Annotated in this window: 21 protein-coding genes; 10 read left to right on the top strand and 11 right to left on the bottom strand. The window is 59.2% G+C overall.

Annotation, left to right across the window (positions count from 1 at the left end):
• The 3 genes from GY791_01240 to GY791_01230 form a co-directional block, all read left to right on the top strand.
• The coding region (locus GY791_01240) for a transposase (protein ID MCP4327049.1) at positions 1–112 on the top strand (112 nt) is incomplete at its 5' end.
• Between the two features lie 419 nt (positions 113–531).
• Positions 532–687, top strand: coding sequence for a hypothetical protein (locus GY791_01235; protein ID MCP4327048.1), 156 nt, complete (start codon positions 532–534; stop codon positions 685–687).
• 11 nt (positions 688–698) lie between these two features.
• Positions 699–1,259 (top strand): disulfide bond formation protein B, encoded by a 561-nt coding sequence (locus GY791_01230; GenBank protein MCP4327047.1) that lies wholly within the window; start codon positions 699–701, stop codon positions 1,257–1,259.
• Between the two features lie 364 nt (positions 1,260–1,623).
• Here the strand turns inward: GY791_01230 and GY791_01225 are convergent, their stop codons facing one another.
• The gene (locus GY791_01225; GenBank protein MCP4327046.1) at positions 1,624–2,532 is read right to left on the bottom strand and encodes a LysR family transcriptional regulator; all 909 of its coding nucleotides are present in this window, start codon (positions 2,530–2,532) and stop codon (positions 1,624–1,626) included.
• A 123-nt stretch (positions 2,533–2,655) separates the two neighbouring features.
• On the opposite strand from GY791_01225, the gene GY791_01220 reads away from it, so the two are divergent.
• From GY791_01220 to atzF, 3 genes are all read left to right on the top strand, one after another.
• Positions 2,656–2,889, top strand: a complete 234-nt coding sequence (locus tag GY791_01220) for a hypothetical protein (GenBank protein MCP4327045.1) — start codon at positions 2,656–2,658, stop codon at positions 2,887–2,889.
• 19 nt (positions 2,890–2,908) lie between these two features.
• Positions 2,909–3,358, top strand: coding sequence for a hemin receptor (locus GY791_01215; GenBank protein MCP4327044.1), 450 nt, complete (start codon positions 2,909–2,911; stop codon positions 3,356–3,358).
• Between the two features lie 418 nt (positions 3,359–3,776).
• Entirely contained in the window at positions 3,777–5,183 is a 1,407-nt protein-coding gene (gene atzF, locus GY791_01210) for an allophanate hydrolase (protein ID MCP4327043.1), read from the top strand.
• A gap of 140 nt (positions 5,184–5,323) precedes the next feature.
• On the opposite strand, the gene GY791_01205 is transcribed toward atzF, so the two are convergent.
• From GY791_01205 to GY791_01185, 5 genes are all read right to left on the bottom strand, one after another.
• Complete coding sequence (locus GY791_01205; protein MCP4327042.1) at positions 5,324–6,031, bottom strand: ABC transporter ATP-binding protein; 708 nt, start codon at positions 6,029–6,031, stop codon at positions 5,324–5,326.
• Positions 6,021–6,791 carry an ABC transporter ATP-binding protein gene (locus GY791_01200; protein ID MCP4327041.1) on the bottom strand — a complete coding sequence of 257 codons (771 nt, stop codon included), beginning with the start codon at positions 6,789–6,791 and terminating at the stop codon, positions 6,021–6,023. The genes GY791_01205 and GY791_01200 overlap by 11 nt, the downstream gene beginning before the upstream one ends.
• A 17-nt stretch (positions 6,792–6,808) precedes the next feature.
• Complete coding sequence (locus tag GY791_01195) at positions 6,809–7,780, bottom strand: branched-chain amino acid ABC transporter permease (protein MCP4327040.1); 972 nt, start codon at positions 7,778–7,780, stop codon at positions 6,809–6,811.
• Positions 7,781–7,913: 133 nt separating this feature from the next.
• Positions 7,914–8,783, bottom strand: coding sequence for a branched-chain amino acid ABC transporter permease (locus GY791_01190; GenBank protein ID MCP4327039.1), 870 nt, complete (start codon positions 8,781–8,783; stop codon positions 7,914–7,916).
• A 257-nt stretch (positions 8,784–9,040) separates the two neighbouring features.
• Complete coding sequence (locus GY791_01185) at positions 9,041–10,291, bottom strand: ABC transporter substrate-binding protein (protein ID MCP4327038.1); 1,251 nt, start codon at positions 10,289–10,291, stop codon at positions 9,041–9,043.
• A 286-nt stretch (positions 10,292–10,577) separates the two neighbouring features.
• Between GY791_01185 and GY791_01180 the strand changes: the two genes are divergently transcribed.
• Complete coding sequence (locus GY791_01180; protein ID MCP4327037.1) at positions 10,578–11,561, top strand: helix-turn-helix domain-containing protein; 984 nt, start codon at positions 10,578–10,580, stop codon at positions 11,559–11,561.
• A 56-nt stretch (positions 11,562–11,617) separates the two neighbouring features.
• Here GY791_01180 and GY791_01175 read toward each other — a convergent pair whose 3' ends face one another.
• From GY791_01175 to GY791_01165, 3 genes are all read right to left on the bottom strand, one after another.
• Positions 11,618–11,968, bottom strand: coding sequence for a YeeE/YedE family protein (locus GY791_01175; GenBank protein ID MCP4327036.1), 351 nt, complete (start codon positions 11,966–11,968; stop codon positions 11,618–11,620).
• 75 nt (positions 11,969–12,043) lie between these two features.
• Complete coding sequence (locus GY791_01170) at positions 12,044–12,463, bottom strand: YeeE/YedE family protein (GenBank protein ID MCP4327035.1); 420 nt, start codon at positions 12,461–12,463, stop codon at positions 12,044–12,046.
• Positions 12,464–12,556: 93 nt separating this feature from the next.
• On the bottom strand, positions 12,557–12,772 hold the full coding sequence (locus tag GY791_01165) for a dodecin domain-containing protein (protein MCP4327034.1): 216 nt from the start codon (positions 12,770–12,772) through the stop codon (positions 12,557–12,559).
• A 245-nt stretch (positions 12,773–13,017) separates the two neighbouring features.
• On the opposite strand from GY791_01165, the gene GY791_01160 reads away from it, so the two are divergent.
• From GY791_01160 to GY791_01150, 3 genes are all read left to right on the top strand, one after another.
• Positions 13,018–13,908: a LysR family transcriptional regulator gene (locus tag GY791_01160; GenBank protein ID MCP4327033.1), complete on the top strand. Its 891-nt coding sequence runs from the start codon at positions 13,018–13,020 to the stop codon at positions 13,906–13,908.
• Between the two features lie 139 nt (positions 13,909–14,047).
• Positions 14,048–15,211, top strand: a complete 1,164-nt coding sequence (locus GY791_01155; protein MCP4327032.1) for an aromatic ring-hydroxylating dioxygenase subunit alpha — start codon at positions 14,048–14,050, stop codon at positions 15,209–15,211.
• Between the two features lie 15 nt (positions 15,212–15,226).
• A complete protein-coding gene (locus GY791_01150; protein MCP4327031.1) occupies positions 15,227–15,403 on the top strand; it encodes a hypothetical protein in 177 nt (58 codons plus the stop codon).
• Positions 15,404–15,439: 36 nt separating this feature from the next.
• Here GY791_01150 and GY791_01145 read toward each other — a convergent pair whose 3' ends face one another.
• Together GY791_01145 and GY791_01140 are read right to left on the bottom strand one after the other, a co-directional pair.
• Entirely contained in the window at positions 15,440–15,628 is a 189-nt protein-coding gene (locus GY791_01145; GenBank protein MCP4327030.1) for a Flp family type IVb pilin, read from the bottom strand.
• A 93-nt stretch (positions 15,629–15,721) separates the two neighbouring features.
• The gene (locus tag GY791_01140; GenBank protein MCP4327029.1) at positions 15,722–16,651 is read right to left on the bottom strand and encodes a complex I NDUFA9 subunit family protein; all 930 of its coding nucleotides are present in this window, start codon (positions 16,649–16,651) and stop codon (positions 15,722–15,724) included.
• Positions 16,652–16,962 lie beyond the last annotated feature (311 nt).

The raw sequence follows: 16,962 nt of genomic DNA, 5'->3' as shown, positions 1-16,962 counted from the left end.
TTTCATCGAGGAGGTCTACAATTCCAGACGGCTCCACTCCGCGCTCGGATATCGGAGCCCACAACAGTTCGAGGAGGATCACGCCCGGCAGCCGGTCAAACCAGCCGCCTGATTGGTGTCCAGCCCCTGGGGGTCACTCCAGATGCCCGGCGCGCTTTGAAACCAGTTTCACACGCTCACCGGTCGCCAACAGCTCCGTAACGTGGTTATGCCGCAAAGCGTAGCCGGCAAGGACCCGAACGGTCCGCGATGGCCAAATGTGCGAATGCTTTCCGCCAGTGGGAGGTGGTATTCGGGAAATGTCGGGTCAAAAGAGCGCGGTGTACATGATGAAAGCTCCCTCCGGCGCATGGCCTCGCAGTCAGGCGCTGACGAATCGGGACAGCGCTTGACCGACGGCGAAGGAGCCAAGCCTGCCGGCCGAATAGCGCTGCGGTTTTCTCTCTGTCAATCATTGCTATTTACCGAAGCCCTGCGCAAGATCGAGACGCCGATGCTTGAGCTCATTGCGATGACATAGGGCGCTCAACGATGATGACACTGCTTTTTGCGTTGTTTGTTGCCGCGATTTGCGTCGCTTGGCGGGGCTACCTCACGACCGCATATTGGATTTTTGGCATTGCGCTCACACTGGCGGTCGTCTGGTACGACCATCACGCGACCTCGTCTTTGGGCATCGTATTGTAGGGGTTGCCCAAATGGGTCCGATCTTATCGCGCAATCTCAATGCGCTCGGATTGATCTCGATATGCGGCGTCCTGTTGGCGGGCTACTACATGCAGTTCGCGCGCAACGAGCTGCCTTGTCCGCTCTGCCTCCTCCAGCGAGTTGGAATGATCGCCGCCGCCTTCGGTCTTGCCCTCAATGTCCTCTACGGTGTCCGCCCGGTCCATTACGCCATTCTCCTCCTCGGCGCGATCTACGGCGGTTGGGTTTCTGCGCGCCAGATCTTGCTCCATATCATTCCCGGCACCGGAACCTACGGGTCGCCGGTCTTCGGGCTGCACTATTACACCTGGGCGGGAATCGTATTCTTTGTCATCGTTGCCGGAACGGCCGTCATGCTTCTGTTCGACCGACAGTACGAAAACTGGACAAAGGGGAAGGAGCGCGTGAAGAACGGACCATTGGAAAACGTCGCCATCGTGCTGTTCTTGTTCGTCACGGTGGCCAACGTGATCTCGACGTTCATCGAGTGTGGCATCGATCAGTGTCCCGACAATCCGACGGAATACCTGTTGCTAAGTCGAGAACGCTAATATCTGCGAAGATTATCGCCTTCCTCGGTCGAGCGAGGGTCTCGAGTGTTGCTTTGCCAGACTTGATTGCAAGGCAACTATGGCTGGATCCCGACCGACAATCAGCAAAAAGCTAGATCTCCATAATTGGCACCGGACGCCATACCACTAGGCGGTATAGGCGCGGACAGCAGAGGCGGAAGAATCGCAGGAAACGGCAGGATTTTGTACTTCTAGGGACGTAGTGGGAAGGGTAGGGACGGGTCTAACCGCATTTCAAGACCGGTGCCTTCGACCGCTCGGCGACCCATCCGAAATGCTGACGAGCATAGAGACTTAGCAGATCGTTGCCGCGTCGCAAGCCTTCGATGAATCCCCGATATCGCTAACCGATCGCGCTTTTGCGGCGGCTCCTTGCACGCACCGGTTTAGCCGCGGGCTTGGCGGTGAGGAGCTGGACCAGGGCGTCGATCTTGGCGGAGCCCGCCCCCTTGCGCCAGATGAGCACGGTGTGGGCGATATCCTGTCCCGGGGGTAGGCGATGAACGCTCAGCCGCTCGCGGTCGGGAAACGTCGCCAATACGCCGCGCGGCAAGAGCGAGATGCCCATGCCGGCGACAGCGCAGCCAAGCATCGTATGATAGGACGACATCTCGACGATACGGCCCGGTTGCTCGCCCTGGTCGGCGAACCAGTCCTCGAGTCGCTTTCGATAGGGGCAGCCCGGCTCGAAGGTGAGCAGGGTGCGTCGTTTCAGGCTCTGCACGGACGTGATCGGCGGCTGATCGGCGGCGGCGATAATCGCCAGTTCCTCGTCATAGATCGGCACTTTTTCGAACGGGGCGTCGGCGATCGGCTCGGCGGCTAACGCGGCGTCGATTTCGCCGTTGAGAATCCTTGCTGCAAGCTGTTGCGGATTGCCGGTGCGCAGCTCGAGTTCGACCTCCGGGTATCGGCGATGATAGAGGCTCAAGGGTTCGGGCAGGCGTACCGCCGCGGTACTTTCCATCGTACCCAGGCGAAACGGGCCACGCGGCACGGAGTCCTGAACGCCTTCGCGCGCCTCTTGGGCCAGGGCGAGGAGCCGATCGGCATAGCCGAGCAGATTCTGTCCCGCCGGCGACAGGTGCAACCGCTTGCCTTCGCGGATGAACAACTTGACGCCGAGATCATCCTCGAGCTGTCGGACTCGGGTGGTGATGTTCGACTGCACCCGATGCAGCCTTTCGGCCGCCCGGGTGATGCCACCGGCATCGACCACGGTGCGGAAGATGAGGAGATCGGTCAAATCCATAATTCTCTAACGAAGATTAATATCATCATAATTATTCATTTTTTATGATTAAAAGCAACTGCTAAGAACTGGACCGTCGAAACCCATCGCGCGGTCGCGGTCGCGGCCAAGACGGAGACCATCATGTCCCAGTTCGATACGACCGATTTGCACACGATCGACTATCTCAATCTGACCGCTGCGCAACAGGCGGAGGTCAAACGCGTGGCCACCGAGCGGGCTCACCTCGCGCGCGGGCAAATGGCGCGACACATCGCCCGATCGATCTGGAGATGGCCGCAAATTGCGTGTCGATCGATCTGGATCAGGCTTCGACGAAACTTTTCCGCGGCGATCGCACGCCCCAGCTATTCATGAAACCAAGCGGAGAGCGACGATGACACCCGATCAGAAACACCTGGTGCAGGGGAGTTGGAACGACATGGCCCCAATCGCCGATACCGCCGCCGACTTGTTTTATCGCCGATTGTTCGAAATCGACCCGACGGTCGGCCGGATGTTCAATCACACCGATCTCGGCGAACAGCGCAAGAGACTGGTCCATGTGCTCGACGCCGCGGTAACGGGACTGGACGACGTCGACGAGCTGATTCCCGTCCTCGAATCTCTGGGCGCCCGACACGCTGCCTATGGGGTGACGGACGCGCACTATGACACCGTTGGAACCGCGTTGCTTTGGTCGTTCGAACAATGTTCGGCGCGGTCTTGGACCGGCGAGACCGCCGAGGCGTGGGCGGCGGCTTATGGGCTTCTATCGGGCGTCATGCGCACCGCCACCGAAAACGCAAAGCAATTGACTTCGGCCATGGCAGTAGCGCCGGCGTGAAGCGTTCAAAAGTGAAGAGGCAGTGGCTGACCGTGCCCCGAGGCGTCGACAATCGAACGGCTCTTATTGTGGCAAACCGGCTGGATTGCCCACACCCGGGCGGCAGCGTGGTAGTCCCGCCAATGGGCTTCCCGCACTGGGACATCACAAGCATGGTTCCGCGAAACCGCGCGATGGGTGCAGTGTTTACGGCATTCCTTGACCTAGCGGTGACAAGACAAAAACAGATAATTCCAAAGGTCGATCTGATTGCGAATAGATTGCCGGAAACGTATGGGATCCTGGTATCCGCTGGCCATGCATAGGCATTTCGCGTCGGACGGCGAGTCCTGAGTCACAAGTGGTTGGTCCGCGGGATGAGGATCCGGCGGACTCAAGGCTTCGTTGAGTGGCCAAGTAGCAAGAGGGAAGATTGGACATGACCGGTGTGCCAGAGGACATCAGCTTGGATCTCGGTGCCCTGTGCGCCGCGTATGATGGGGGAAACCTGACTCCGACGGCAGTCGTCGATTTGGTCCTGCGCCGTATCGCAGATCAGGGGGACGATGGAGTCTGGATTTCTCGCGTTCCGGATGAACAGGTAAGGGAACGGGCCAAGGAGCTGGAGGGTCTGGAGGAAGAGGCTCGTCAACGATTGCCGCTCTACGGCATACCGTTTTCAGTTAAGGATTGCATTGACGTTGCGAACATGCAGACCACCGCGGCATGCCCTGCATTCGCATACACGGCGGAACGGTCGGCGACGGTGGTAGAACGGCTCCTTGCAGCCGGCTCGATCCTCATCGGAAAAACAAATCTTGATCAATTTCAAAGTGGACTCGTCGGGACCAGAACGCCTTATGGCATCGCGCGGAACCCGTTCGACGCGCGGTACATCCCTGGCGGGTCGAGTTCTGGATCAGGGGTTTGCGTATCTATAGGACTTGTAACCTTTGCGCTTGGAACTGATGTTGCAGGATCTGGCCGCGTCCCAGCCGCTTTCAACAATTTGATCGGGCTCAAGCCCACGCGCGGCATGATCAGTGCGACGAACTGCGTGCCGGCGGCTCGATCGTTGGACTGCGTCTCAATTTTCTCGCTAACCGCCGAGGATGCGTTGGCCATCCTGCGCGTTGCTGCGGCGCCGGATCCGCTTTACCCGTTTTCGCGTGCAGCGCCACTCGGTGAACCAAGGGTTCGAGATCAATTCCGTTTCGCGGTGCCCGGCTCCGAGGAACTGGAATTCTTTGGCAATGCCGAGTGGCAGGCGATTTACGAAGAAGGGGTAGAGAGATTGCGTGCCATGGGCGGCGAGAAGGTGGAGATCGAATTTGCTCCCTTCCGAGAGGTCTCCGAATTGCTGTACGGCGGGCCATTGATCGCGGAACGCCTGGTGGGTATCCGCGCTTTCGTTGCAGAACATTCTGACGCCATGCACCCTGTAACACGGCAAATCATGGAAGGATGCGCCCAACATCTCGGAGTCGATGTATTTGCCGCGTTGCACCATCTTCATGAGTTGCAAGTCCGGACGCTGAAGACATGGGAGGTCGCCGATTTTCTGTTCCTGCCGACCACGGGAACAATCTACACGATCGACGAGGTGGCAGCGGATCCGATCCAACTGAACGCTAACCTTGGCATCTTTACGAACTTCGTGAATCTTCTGGATCTTTGCGCAATTGCCGTTCCGGCCGGCTTTGATTCCGTTGGCCTTCCGGTTGGGACTACACTGATCGCTCCAGGCTTCAACGAAATGCTGCTTATCGACATCGGCGGTGAATTCCACCGTCGGGCCGGTGTTCCTATGGGCGCAAGCCAACGACCACTGCCAGGTTTGACCTAGGGAAAGTCCGGATCGAGGCGCTTTCACCTAGACTTGGCTTGCTGGAAAGTGAGTTCGGCCTTAGGCGGGAGCGATTTACCAACCAACATTCAAGCGTCGCCGGCGATGCAAGTCGACCCGTTATCGGACGAAAGCCGCGGTTATCCTCCGAGATACGCCTTCTTCACGTAGTCGTTGCCGATCAGGCTCGCCGACTCTCCTTCCAGCGCGACCGTCCCGGTTTCCAAGACATAGCCGTGATCGGCCAACTTCAACGCCAGCGATGCGTTCTGCTCGACCAATATGACCGAGAGCCCCGATTTCTTGAGGCTCTCGATGATGGCGGCGATTTCGGCGACCATGATCGGCGACAGCCCCAGGGACGGCTCGTCCATGATCATGACCCTCGGCCGCGCCATCAATGCCCGGCCCATGGCGACCATCTGTTGCTGGCCGCCGCTGAGAGTCTTGGCGAGCTGGTTCTCCCGTTCCTTCAACAGGGGAAAGTGCCGGTAGACTTGCTCGTAGCTGTCTTCGAGCTCGTGTTTGTCCTTTTGCAGATAGGCGCCGAGCCGGAGGTTGTGCTTGACCGTCATCAGCCCGAAAAGCCGTCGTCCCTCGGGAACATGGGCGACCCCCAGGCCGACGATGCGATGCGCCGGCAAGCGGTCGATGCGGCGGCCGCTAAACCAGATTTCACCCGCGGATGACTTCACCAGGCCAGAAATGGCCTTAAGGATCGAGGTCTTTCCGGCACCATTGGCGCCGATCAGCGTGATCGTGCGGCCTTCCTCGACGCCCAGCGATACGCCCTTGACCGCCTCCACCTTGTCGTAATGAACCCGCAGGTCCTTGACTTCAAGCAGCATGGATGTCGCTTCCCAAATAGGCTTCGTGGACCAACTCGTTCTCGAGGATTTCCTTGGGCGTACCCTCGGCTATCCGGGTGCCGAAATTGATGACCGTAATGTTGTGGCAAATACCCATCACCACCTTCATGTCATGCTCGATCAAGAGCACCGTCGTGCCGTTGTCACGAATCCGCTTGATCAGATTCACCATCTCATCGGTTTCCTCGGTGTTCATTCCGGCACACGGCTCGTCGAGCATCAGAAGTTCCGGTTGAGAGGCCAAGGCGATGCCGATCCCCAACGCCCTTTGATAGCCGTGGGGCAGATTTGCGGCGAGGTCATCGGCATGCTCGGAAAGGCCGACAAATTCAAGAATTTCCCATGCCTTTTCCGTGTTGGCGCGCTCGTTTTTCCTGGTATTGGGCGTATTGAACAGCGCCCCCCAATAGTTGTAGTTCGAGTTCAAATGAAGTCCGGCCAGGACATTCTTGAGCACGCTGAAATTCTTGAACAGGGTCACCGACTGGAAGGTTCGCGCCAAACCCAGCCTGACGACGCGATGGGGCTTCAGGTTGCTGATCTCCTGATCCTTGAATACGACACGTCCGTGGGTCGGCCGATAGACGCCGCTGATCACGTTGAAGAGCGTGGTTTTGCCGGCGCCGTTGGGTCCGATCAGCCCCCTGATCTCGCCGCGTTCGACGGCGAAATTTAGGTCCTCGATCGCGGCCAGCCCGCCGAATCGCTTGGTCACGTCGAGGATTTCGAGCAGCGGCATTTGCACCAAACTCCGACCTAATTATTCCGCACTCTGGCGGCCAGGCGCCGGATACGTTCCGGTATCGTCTCGAGACCGCCGGGCAGGAAGAGCACGACCATAATCACGACGACGCCGAAGAAAATGACCCGGTAGTAACCGGTCGGGCGGAGCAGCTCGTCGACGATGGTCAGGATCGTTGCGCCCATGACCGGGCCGCCAACCGTATTCAGACCACCGACGATGATGTGGACGAGCGAAAACTCCGATTGCCAGATGTCGAAGGTCTTGGGGTTGATATAGGTGTGATAGTGGGCGTAGAGCGCGCCGGTCAGACCGGCGAACATGCAAGCCACCGTGAAGGCGACGACCTTGTGCTTGAGAACGTTGATGCCGATGTGTTGGGCGAGGAGTTCGCTTTCGTGAATGCTCCAATAGATGGTGCCGGTGCGCGACCGGTTGATCCGATAGATCGCCAGGACGATGAGCGAGCAAAACACGAGCGCGAGGTAGTAATAGGCCACCCGCGACGCGAAATCGATGCTCAGCCCGGGAAGCTCCAGCTTGGGCGGAAGAACATTGAAGATACCATTCCAGCCGCCGAAGAAATCCCGATAATAGGCGAAGACCCGCTTTATGACCTCGCCAATCGCCCAACTCGCCATGAAGAAATAGACCGCTCTGGTCCGCATGAGCGGCACGCTGATCATGAGGGCGATCAGGGCCGCGGCGGCGGCTCCCAGCCACATGCCGATCCACAGCGAGAGCCCCAGCTTGGTGAACAGCAGCGCCGTCGTGTAGGCCCCGATTCCCATGAAGCCGGCATGCGCGAACGATATGAAGCCCAATGTCCAGATCAGCCACATACTGGTCGCCAGCGCGATGTTGAAGGCGATGCTGATTCCGGTGTGCAGGATATATTTGTCGTAGCCGCAGAGGACCGGGAGCAGAAAGGCCAGGACCAGTCCCGCAGACCACAATAATTTGATTGGCGTCGATTCCTGGCTCATGCGGTCTGTTCTGGTCTCGATAGCGCCGGTCGGAGGTGTTGTGTTCCGGTGACCCGTCCAGCGGCATCCCCGCTGCAAGGTCGGGCGAGTGTCCGGTATGGCGGCACACCGGGTCTCGCGTTCCCTCGCGTGTTCACTCCCACTGCTGACCGAACAACCCCGCGGGGCGGAAAACCAAGATGATGAAGATGGCCAGGAAGCCCATGATGTAGGCCACATCGGCGCTGATCAGTGTAGTCCCGAAACTATCGATGAAGCCGAGGATCATAGCGCCGATCAGAGCACCGGGAACGCTCCCCAGACCGCCCATGATGACGATCATGAAGGCCTTCATCGTGGCAACGAATCCCATCGTGGGAACGATCGACAACAGGGTCCCCATCATGCAGCCGGCGACCGCCGCCAGGGCGCTCCCAAGTCCGAACGCAATCCAGTGAATCCGGCTCGTGTTGATTCCCTGGAGCGAGCTGACCTCCGGATCTTCGGAGACCGCGCGCATGGCCATGCCGATGGTCGTCTTCTGAAGAAAAATCCAAAGCCCCACGATCAATGCGGCGGAGACCGCCGAGATCGTCATCCGTTCATAGGTATAGAAGGCGCCGAAGACCATGGTGCCGCCCGATATATCGCTCGGGATACCCTTGACGACGGAACCGAATACCAAAAGACCGCCGCTCGAAATAATGAAGATCAGCCCCATCGAGACCGCCAGGGGATAGAGAATATTGCGGCCCTGGAGCGGCCTGAACAGCAACAGTTGGAGAACAGCACCAAGACAGAAAATGACCACCGCGCTGGCGATAACACCGAGCCAATAGGGCCATCCCAATACGGCAAACCAATAGTAGAGGACGTAAGCGCCCAGCATGAACAATTCACCATGGGCGTATTGAATGATCCGCATGACGCCGAAGATCAGCGTCAATCCGATCGCGATGAGTGCGTACATCAGCCCCAAATTGATGCCCGTCAGGGTCATCTGGGTGAACTCATCGAAAGCCAAATTATCCCCTTTCCAAAGCGATGAACTGGATGAGAAAAAGCCCGGAACCGAAGCCGTTTCGAGCCGACCCGGCGTCGAAGAATCGCGGAACCACGGCAGGCCCCCCCGACACGCCTGCACGGATCGAGAGACGAGCGCGAAGCCGCATGTTAACGCTGGCGGCGCCCCCGTCTCTCGTCAATTCCGCTCCCCGATCCTGTGTCGCCCGGCAACAGGCTTAGGTCACCCCATCACCTTTGCGGATCGGTTCTTGCAAATCAATAATCCGCCGGCAGTTCCGGATACCTGACATCGGCCAGGCGCGCCTTGCCTTTCTCGATCAAGGTCGTGTAGCAGTCGTAGACGCCTTGACGCCGGATGCCGAACGACTTTTCGCCTTCCCACGTCACCTTTCCGACATAGGTGTCTTCGAGAACGACGTTCGCCAGGGCGTCGGCGACGGCCTTGGTGTCCTCGGCGGTGCCGGCATTTTCCATGGCCTCGGCCAAGGCATACACCCACCATGAGTAGTTGCCGGCAAGCGCGTTGAAGGTTCCGAAGTGTTGCAGGAACCGTTCCTGGATCTGCTTCTGCGAATCGGTCACCGGATCGACGCAGGTGACGGGCAGAACGACGTCGTCGGCATATTCTCCGGCAACTTCCAAAATGGTCGTTGTCTCCGATGCCGCTGGAGACGCGATCGGACCCTTGTATCCCATCTCCCGCGCCGCCTTCACGATACTGGCGGTAATCCCGGGTGGCGACGGGCTGGTCACGATGAAGTCGGGCTTGTTCTTCAGCGTCTTGGTGACGATGGGATAGAAATCCGTGTCTTCCCAGTTGAAGTATTCCACGCCCTTCAGCTCGATGCCGTAGTACTTCATCAGGCGCTCATAGGAGAAGTGACAGTCATAACCGTCCTGGTCATCCGGTCCGATGAATGAGGCCGTCTTCAGATTGTCCTTTCCGTAATGTTCGAGCATGAACGGGACGTAGGCGAATCCCTGCTCGTAGTCGGACATCTCGGCTCTGAAATGATAGGGATATTCCTTGCCGAAGATCTTCAGGTATCCCCAACACGCGACGATCGAGATAACCTCGTTCGGCTCGGTGATCTGCAGCATGCCGATCGTGCTGGCGGCCGCTTGACTGAATACGTACTTGACCTGATCCTGCTCGACCAATCGCGTCGTTGCCGCACGAGCATCGGCGACGGTGCCTTTGGTGTCGTAGGTGATGACCTCGAGGTCGTAGATTTCGCCGCCGATATTGAGGCCGCCGCTGGCATTGATCACCGCCGCGCCGTCGACCCAGCCCTGCATGGTGGAAATACCCCAATAGGCGACAGGACCCGTGAGCGGCACCGCACCGCCGATCTTGATGACTTTGTTCGCGGCGCGCGCCGGTCGACCGCCCAATGCGGTACCCAATACGGGCGCGACACCCAGGGCCGACGCCCTGATGAAGAATTCGCGACGGGTGATTTTTCCCTGCACGAAAAGCGACCTGAGCTTCTTCAGATCCGACATAGTCGTACCTCCCTTCAATTGTAGAACAATTGCCGATGTCTAAACGCTAAGGAACTTCCGCCGCCAATACTATCCGATTTCGGCAACGGCCGTGAGTCGGGGACGCGGTGCGAGAGCCAGAGCACACGATGGAAACCGCGATTTTTGCCAAGGTTATGAAACGGTTATCCGCAGCGGCAATCGGCTTCCCACTGCGTTTCCTTCCGATCCCGTGGAATATGACGTCCGGTTGCCCATCGAGCGGCCATATGTAATATTTTTTTCCTGTGTTTACGGGAATTGACTGATGCTGACCGTCCCGTCCGCGATACCACCAGCCGCGCGTATTGATGCTCAATACAGCCACGACATCCATGAGCAGGCCACCCTGCTCGACAATTGGAACCAAGAATATTGCCAGGTTTCGAAAGGCGCCTTCGACGGATCGGTAATCTCGGTCCGGGCCGAGGGTCTGCGGATTTTCGTCGAACGCATGAACCGAGCGGTTTTGCAGAAAGGGGACGTCGCGCGTAATCGAATTGGCTTTGGCATTCCGCTTAGTCTGAGCGGGAAATCGGTCCTATGCGGGGAGGAATCGCATCTCGATGGCCTGCACGTTTTTTCCGGTTCGTCGGGGTTTGAATATCTTTCGCCGGAAAAGCTGATTTTCATCGGCCTCGAAATGACCGTGCCCGACGCCACGTCGTCGGGCGAAGAGGTGATGCTGGTAAGGGAACTCCAGCGCGCGCTTCGGCAGGGCCGGCGGGTTATCCCGTTGGACACCGCCTATGCCCGCAATTTCGGCCTGTCGCTAATGGCGATGTTCGACGGACTACGCTCCGATCCGATCGTATTGGACAATCCGCACAGCGTGTCAGCCCTGAAGCGAGCATCGGCCGGAGCGGCCCTTGAGTTGCTGTCCCATCGCGGCGAACAGACCCATCCCCAGGCTATGACCATTGCCAACAATTGGCGTTTGGCCAGTCAGGCGCGCGCGCTCATCGAGGAATCTCCGGATTGTCCGATGTCGATTGTCGAAGTGGCAATTCGCCTTGGCGTGTCGCGACGGACATTGCAATACGCGTGCCAGCGCGCGCTCGACCTCAATCCGACGGCCTATCTACGGGCGATTCGCCTCAGTCGTGCCCGGATGGAAATGCAACACGCCCGATCGGTGACGGAGGCGGCGACACGCTGGGGATTCTGTCACTTCGGATATTTTGCCAGGGACTATCGCCAAATGTTTGGCGAGTTGCCGTCGGATACGCTCAAGCGCGCGCAGGCGAATTAGGCCCATCGAGGCGGCTCGCAGGCCCGCCGCTCTGGCGAGACCTCCGGCGTAATCCGTCAAGCGCGGCGAGAGAGCAGCCGAAATACCAACATGCCGGCGACCATGGCGACGACAAATGCGAAAACGTCGGGCAGTCCGGTGCTCAATGCGGCCAGCGCCGGTCCGGGGCAAAAACCGGCGAGACCCCAGCCGACGCCGAACAGAACGGCGCCGATGACAAGACGATGGTCGATGTCGCGGCGGGTTGGCAGCTTCAACTCGCCACCGAACACCGATACATTCCGGGCTCGAAGCCACGCGAATCCGGGAACCGTGACCGCCAAGGCACCGGCCATGACGAACGCGAGTGTCGGGTCCCAGTGTCCGGCGACGTCGAGGAACGAGAGGACCTTTGCCGGATTGATCATCTGCGACACGGTCAATCCAACGCCAAAAAGAAGGCCTGAAAGCAGGGACCAGAATACCGCTCTCACGCTTTCGCCCTAGACAACGTGACGGATGAAAAAAACGGTCAAACCGGCGACGGCCATGAAGATGGCTGTCGCCGCAAGCGACCGTGGCGAAAGGCGGGCTAGCCCGCATACTCCATGTCCACTGGTGCAACCGCTTCCCATACGGGTGCCGAACCCGACCAGGAGGCCGGCCAAGATCACGACGGGCCAGGACGCCGATAGATCGACGACGGTAGGGTCTCCGGTGACCGCGTATAGGCTCATGGGACCAGCCACAAGCCCGGCGATAAAGGCCAACCGCCAAAACAGCGTGCCGCCCTTCGAGTCGGGAATATCGCCGAGAATGCCACTGACCCCGGCCACGCGGCCCAGCGTCGCCAGCAGTATGACGGCGGCGGCACCTATAAGTACGCCGCCAAGAAATCCCGAAACGGGCGTGAACTCGGTCATCCGGCGTTTTCAGGTCATGTCGCCGCTAAAACGGCGAACGTTACGATTCTCATTCGACGGATTGGCAAGTGCTCGCCGCGGACCCGATTGCGGTCAGGCGCTGCCTTCGTAGCGGAACGACAATTTCACTTTGGCCCGGTAAGCTTCGACCTTGCCATCCTTCAATTGCAGGTCGAGCTCGAGAATTTCGGCAACACGCAAGTCGCGCAGGCTTTGGGACGCCCGATTGACGGCTGCCGTCGCGGCTTTTTCCCATGATTCGCTGCTGGTTCCGACGAGTTCGATGAATTTGTAAACGGCCTCTGCCATGTCCCACTCCTGTCTGCGATGGTTGCACCATATAGGCATCGACCCGTACCGACCCAATGCCCGCCTTTGCGTTCCCGACACGTTAGAGCCGCCCGGTCGTACCGGCCAGTTTGGCATTTTCGTTCGTATCGGGTCCGAGGTGACAAGTGTCGACGACGGAGGACCGGCCGACAAGTGAAAACTCGCCGTCACTTTCGGCTAGGGCCCTGTTCGCGGACGACGTTATGATGGCGGCCCGATCAAGAATGGCATTCCAGCGATCGATGATTCCGCCGCTAAATGGATTACGCGCTTTCGAGGCCGTTGCTCGTCACCTCAATTTCACCCGCGCGGCGGAAGAACTTGGTGTCACCCAATCGGCGGTGAGCCACCAGATCCGCAATCTCGAGGACATCGTCGGCGTTGCCTTGTTCCAGCGCGCGGGCGGCCACCTCACCCTGACGCAAGCCGGAGAGGCGTTGCTGCCGGGGATCAGTGAGGCATTCGTGGCGATACAGCGCGCCATCGGATCGCTCGAGGCGGCGCGCGAAGGGCGTCCGCTCGGTCTCATAACGCGGGCCCATTTCGCCCTGAAGTGGCTGGCGCCAAGACTGGTGCGGCTGTGGGAACGGTACCCGGGGTTCGACCTCCGCCTTCAGCATTCGAACTTTCCGGCCGACTTTTCGCGTTCCGACATCGATCTTTCGATCGAATGGCGGCGGAAAGACGATGTCGATCATCGCGCGCGATCGCTCGTCGAAGGCAATCTAACCCCAGCTTGTAGCCCCGCCGTACTGCGCGAACACGAGCAGCCTCTGGCGCCCTCCGATTTGAAAGATTTTGCACTGTTGCATGAGGCCGACGAAACCGCATGGCGGGAATGGCTGGTTCTGGCCGGGGTCGGAAACCTTACGGCGAACCGCAATCACTATTATGACGACACCAATGTACGCCAGGAGGCGGCCATCGCGGGTGAGGGTTTTTCACTCGTTTGCCCGGAATTGGTCGAAAGTGATGTCCAGGACGGCCGCTTGTTGTGTCCGTTTGATTTGCACCTGCCGAGCTACGCGTACTTTCTCGTCACACCGGATCATCCCGTCAGTCTCCAGGCGCGGCGCTTCATTGCGTGGCTGTTGGAGGAAGCCGGTTGCCCATGACGGCGCCTCATGGTGCATGAGAAAATCGCGTTTACGAGCGATCCGAACCGCGGCTATCGTTGCCACCGGATCCGCGCCGGATTCGAGTGTTTAATTGCTTCGTCACTTGGATCATCAACGCGAGCAACACCCGATGGCCATGACCGCAAACTCAACATGCGATTCGTCGCAAGATACTCCTGATCCAACGGTGTCGCCGCGGCTCCGCGGCCTCGCTCCGGCCGCCTACGTCGATCCGGCGTTCTTCGCCCAGGAATGTCGAGAGCTGTTCCCGAAGGCCTGGACCTTCGTCGGGTTTGCCCATGAAATTTCAACTCACGGCGATGCCCTGCCGGTTACGGTGGGAGGTCAGCCGATCTTGCTGGTCAATCGCGGCGACAATGAAATCGTGGCGTTCCACAATGTTTGCCGCCACCGCGCCGCGGTCCTTATCGATACGCCATCGAATGCCGGGCGTTTCATCCGCTGCCCCTACCATTGCTGGACCTATGACCTCGATGGCAAGCTTTGCCGGGCGCCCCATTTCGGTGGGCCGAATGTTGACTTTCCTGACGGTTTCTTGCCCGAAGATCATGGTCTCAAGCCTGTCCGCTGCACGGTCTGGCATGATTGGATCTTCGTCAACATCAACGGTAACGCGCCGGATTTCGATGTCCATAGCGCGGCCTTGCGGGCCCGCCTTTCCGATATAGACCTCGAGTCCTTGCGCCCAATCGGCGTCATCGACCTCGGCGAGGTGAGGACCAATTGGAAGTTCCTGATGGAGAACTTTATTGAGCCCTATCACGTGCAGTTCGTCCATACGTCGACCACGCGACAGCCGCTGGTCAACCACTCGACATTCGTCGACGGCAACTGCATCGGATCGGCGGTCGATATCGATCCTAAGTCCGCTGCGACGGAAGCGGGCGTGGCGCGGTTGGAGGTCAGTTCGCGTTACCTGACGCTGTTTCCCAACTTTGTTCTGGGCTGGTACGAGCCCGATCAACTCGGCGTTCACCTGAATGTGCCGGTTGCGCCCGGAATAACCCGCCAGCGGCGGGCGCTCTATCAAACCGGATCGGCGGCGATGTCGGATTCTCAGATCGATGACCTCAAGCAATTGTGGTGCAAAGTCCATCGTGAAGACCACGAGATTTGCGAACGTCTGCAAATGGGACGAGCGTCGCCGGTTGCCGCCGACGGCGGCGTACTGTCGCCACATTGGGAGGTCAACGTTCGCCGGTTTCAGGACCTGGTGCTCGAAGCGGCCAGCCCGGTTGGAGACGACGGGGCGGCGTGCAGTACCAATCCAACGATTTGAAATTTGGCGTTCCGGATGTCGGAAATGGCTGCCAACAGCAAATTCCGATATGGCGCCTGCGGCCAGTTGCGCGAAGCCGGGCTCAAGATCGTCCATGAACCCGGGCCGATGAAGCACGGCACACGGGTTGTCGCCTTTTTCGAAGACCCCGACGCTTTCAAAGTCGAGTTGAACGAGTCGGCATCAAAATAGGAACGCGCGGCGGCACGTTCGGCGGCAAAAGTGTCGTCAGCCGGCGCCGCTCCCGGCCACCGCTCCAAGGGTGCTCGCGACGACGCCAAAGATCAACACCAAAGATTGGCCGAGGGCGATGAGACTGACGATTGCGACGACCGAAATAATCGCGGCGATTAGCCCGTATTCGGTCGCGGTTGTGCCCGAATCGCTGTCGCCAAGTCGGATGATTCGCCTGATCATGGGTCGTAGTCTCCCAAATCGCAGGGCTGGCTCGCGCCCTCGATCGATCCAGAATGTTACATAATCGCTGTTAATCAATTGCTGATGAGATCTTTATAATCGTGGCGCGATTCCAGGTTTCGAGTACATCGGCAACACTTCGGCGAGTGGCGTGGGGCGGATATCCAGGTTCTCGAATCCCGGTCTGTCCGGCGCGGCAATATTGTCTTCCATCATCAGAATGACCTGGTCGCGGGTAAGGGGCGGCGTCGGTAGAAGCGCCAGAACCGCGGCCATGGCCCGCCACAGAGGGAAGGGGAGGGGCAGCAAAAGCCGCCGCCTGCCGAAATGGTGCAGAACGGTGTGCAGGAGCTCCCGATAGGACAGGATTTCCGGTCCGCCAAGCTCGTAGGTCTGGCCCAATGCGGCATCGGACGTCGTCGCGGCCAATGCCGCCTTGGCGACATCGTCGACGAAGACCGGATGCAGCTTGGTTCTTCCCTGACCGAAAAGCGGTATCACCGGACTGAATGACGCCATCCGCGCGAAGGTATTGATGAAGGAATCGTCGGGCCCGAACATGACGCTTGGCCTGATGATGACGGCCGGCGGATAGCCGTGGCGAACCGCTGTTTCGCCCGCGGCGCGCGCCCGCACGTAAGCCGATGGCGATTCCGAATCGACACCAATACCGGATATATGGACCAAGTACGGCCGGCCCATGTCGGCCGCCGTGCTGGCCACATTGCGAGCCCCTTCGACATGAATAGCCGCGAAGGACTCGCGACCAAGCTCGATATAGCGGCCGACCGCGTTGATGACCGCTGCCGCGCCGGTCATTGCGGCGACCACTTGTTTCGGATTGCGTATGTCGGCTTCGATGAAGCTTACCGCGCTGGTATTCCCGACGATGGCCGTCCGCATGGCGCGGTCCGGGTCGCGGACGGCAACCCGAACATGGCAACGTCGGGCCGCCAATTCGGCAACGATACGGCTGCCGAGGAATCCACTGCCGCCGAAAACCGTATAGATGTCCGATGTCACTCAGGGCCCGAGCTGTCGTGCCTTGGAACGATAGCATGAAACGAATAACCGATGTGCCGCCGCACCCGGAGTTGGATCGACCGAAACCGGTCTGCGCGCCATCGAAAGCGCCGCGGCCTGGTCCGGTCCGCGGCGCCGATTTGTCGGCCCTCGGCGGGCCTGAATGACAGCTAGCAGGGTGCTGAAAAAGTCGGTGAGATGGGCAGGGCTCGCAATAAAAGAATCGACACGGTGCCACTAGCGAAAAGAAAGAATCGCCCCCGGGTCATTTAGGAATCATTCTTGCTCAAATCCGTGCCGGAAATAGTTTT

This window comes from Alphaproteobacteria bacterium, from assembly GCA_024244705.1.
GTDB lineage: Bacteria > Pseudomonadota > Alphaproteobacteria > JAAEOK01 > JAAEOK01 > JAAEOK01.
Note: the sequence above shows the minus strand (reverse complement) of the source record. Positions and strands in the feature narration are given on the sequence as shown.

Coding starts and splice junctions, on each gene's coding strand:
- GY791_01205 (MCP4327042.1), bottom strand. CDS start 6,031: ATGCTGCTTGAAGTCAAGGACCTGCGGGTTCATTACGACAAGGTGGAG.
- GY791_01235 (MCP4327048.1), top strand. CDS start 532: ATGATGACACTGCTTTTTGCGTTGTTTGTTGCCGCGATTTGCGTCGCT.
- GY791_01155 (MCP4327032.1), top strand. CDS start 14,048: ATGACCGCAAACTCAACATGCGATTCGTCGCAAGATACTCCTGATCCA.
- GY791_01185 (MCP4327038.1), bottom strand. CDS start 10,291: ATGTCGGATCTGAAGAAGCTCAGGTCGCTTTTCGTGCAGGGAAAAATC.
- GY791_01195 (MCP4327040.1), bottom strand. CDS start 7,780: ATGAGCCAGGAATCGACGCCAATCAAATTATTGTGGTCTGCGGGACTG.
- GY791_01170 (MCP4327035.1), bottom strand. CDS start 12,463: ATGACCGAGTTCACGCCCGTTTCGGGATTTCTTGGCGGCGTACTTATA.
- GY791_01145 (MCP4327030.1), bottom strand. CDS start 15,628: ATGATCAGGCGAATCATCCGACTTGGCGACAGCGATTCGGGCACAACC.
- GY791_01220 (MCP4327045.1), top strand. CDS start 2,656: ATGTCCCAGTTCGATACGACCGATTTGCACACGATCGACTATCTCAAT.
- GY791_01180 (MCP4327037.1), top strand. CDS start 10,578: ATGCTGACCGTCCCGTCCGCGATACCACCAGCCGCGCGTATTGATGCT.
- GY791_01230 (MCP4327047.1), top strand. CDS start 699: ATGGGTCCGATCTTATCGCGCAATCTCAATGCGCTCGGATTGATCTCG.
- GY791_01165 (MCP4327034.1), bottom strand. CDS start 12,772: ATGGCAGAGGCCGTTTACAAATTCATCGAACTCGTCGGAACCAGCAGC.
- atzF (MCP4327043.1), top strand. CDS start 3,777: ATGACCGGTGTGCCAGAGGACATCAGCTTGGATCTCGGTGCCCTGTGC.
- GY791_01215 (MCP4327044.1), top strand. CDS start 2,909: ATGACACCCGATCAGAAACACCTGGTGCAGGGGAGTTGGAACGACATG.
- GY791_01200 (MCP4327041.1), bottom strand. CDS start 6,791: ATGCCGCTGCTCGAAATCCTCGACGTGACCAAGCGATTCGGCGGGCTG.
- GY791_01225 (MCP4327046.1), bottom strand. CDS start 2,532: ATGGATTTGACCGATCTCCTCATCTTCCGCACCGTGGTCGATGCCGGT.
- GY791_01160 (MCP4327033.1), top strand. CDS start 13,018: ATGGCATTCCAGCGATCGATGATTCCGCCGCTAAATGGATTACGCGCT.
- GY791_01175 (MCP4327036.1), bottom strand. CDS start 11,968: ATGATCAATCCGGCAAAGGTCCTCTCGTTCCTCGACGTCGCCGGACAC.
- GY791_01150 (MCP4327031.1), top strand. CDS start 15,227: ATGTCGGAAATGGCTGCCAACAGCAAATTCCGATATGGCGCCTGCGGC.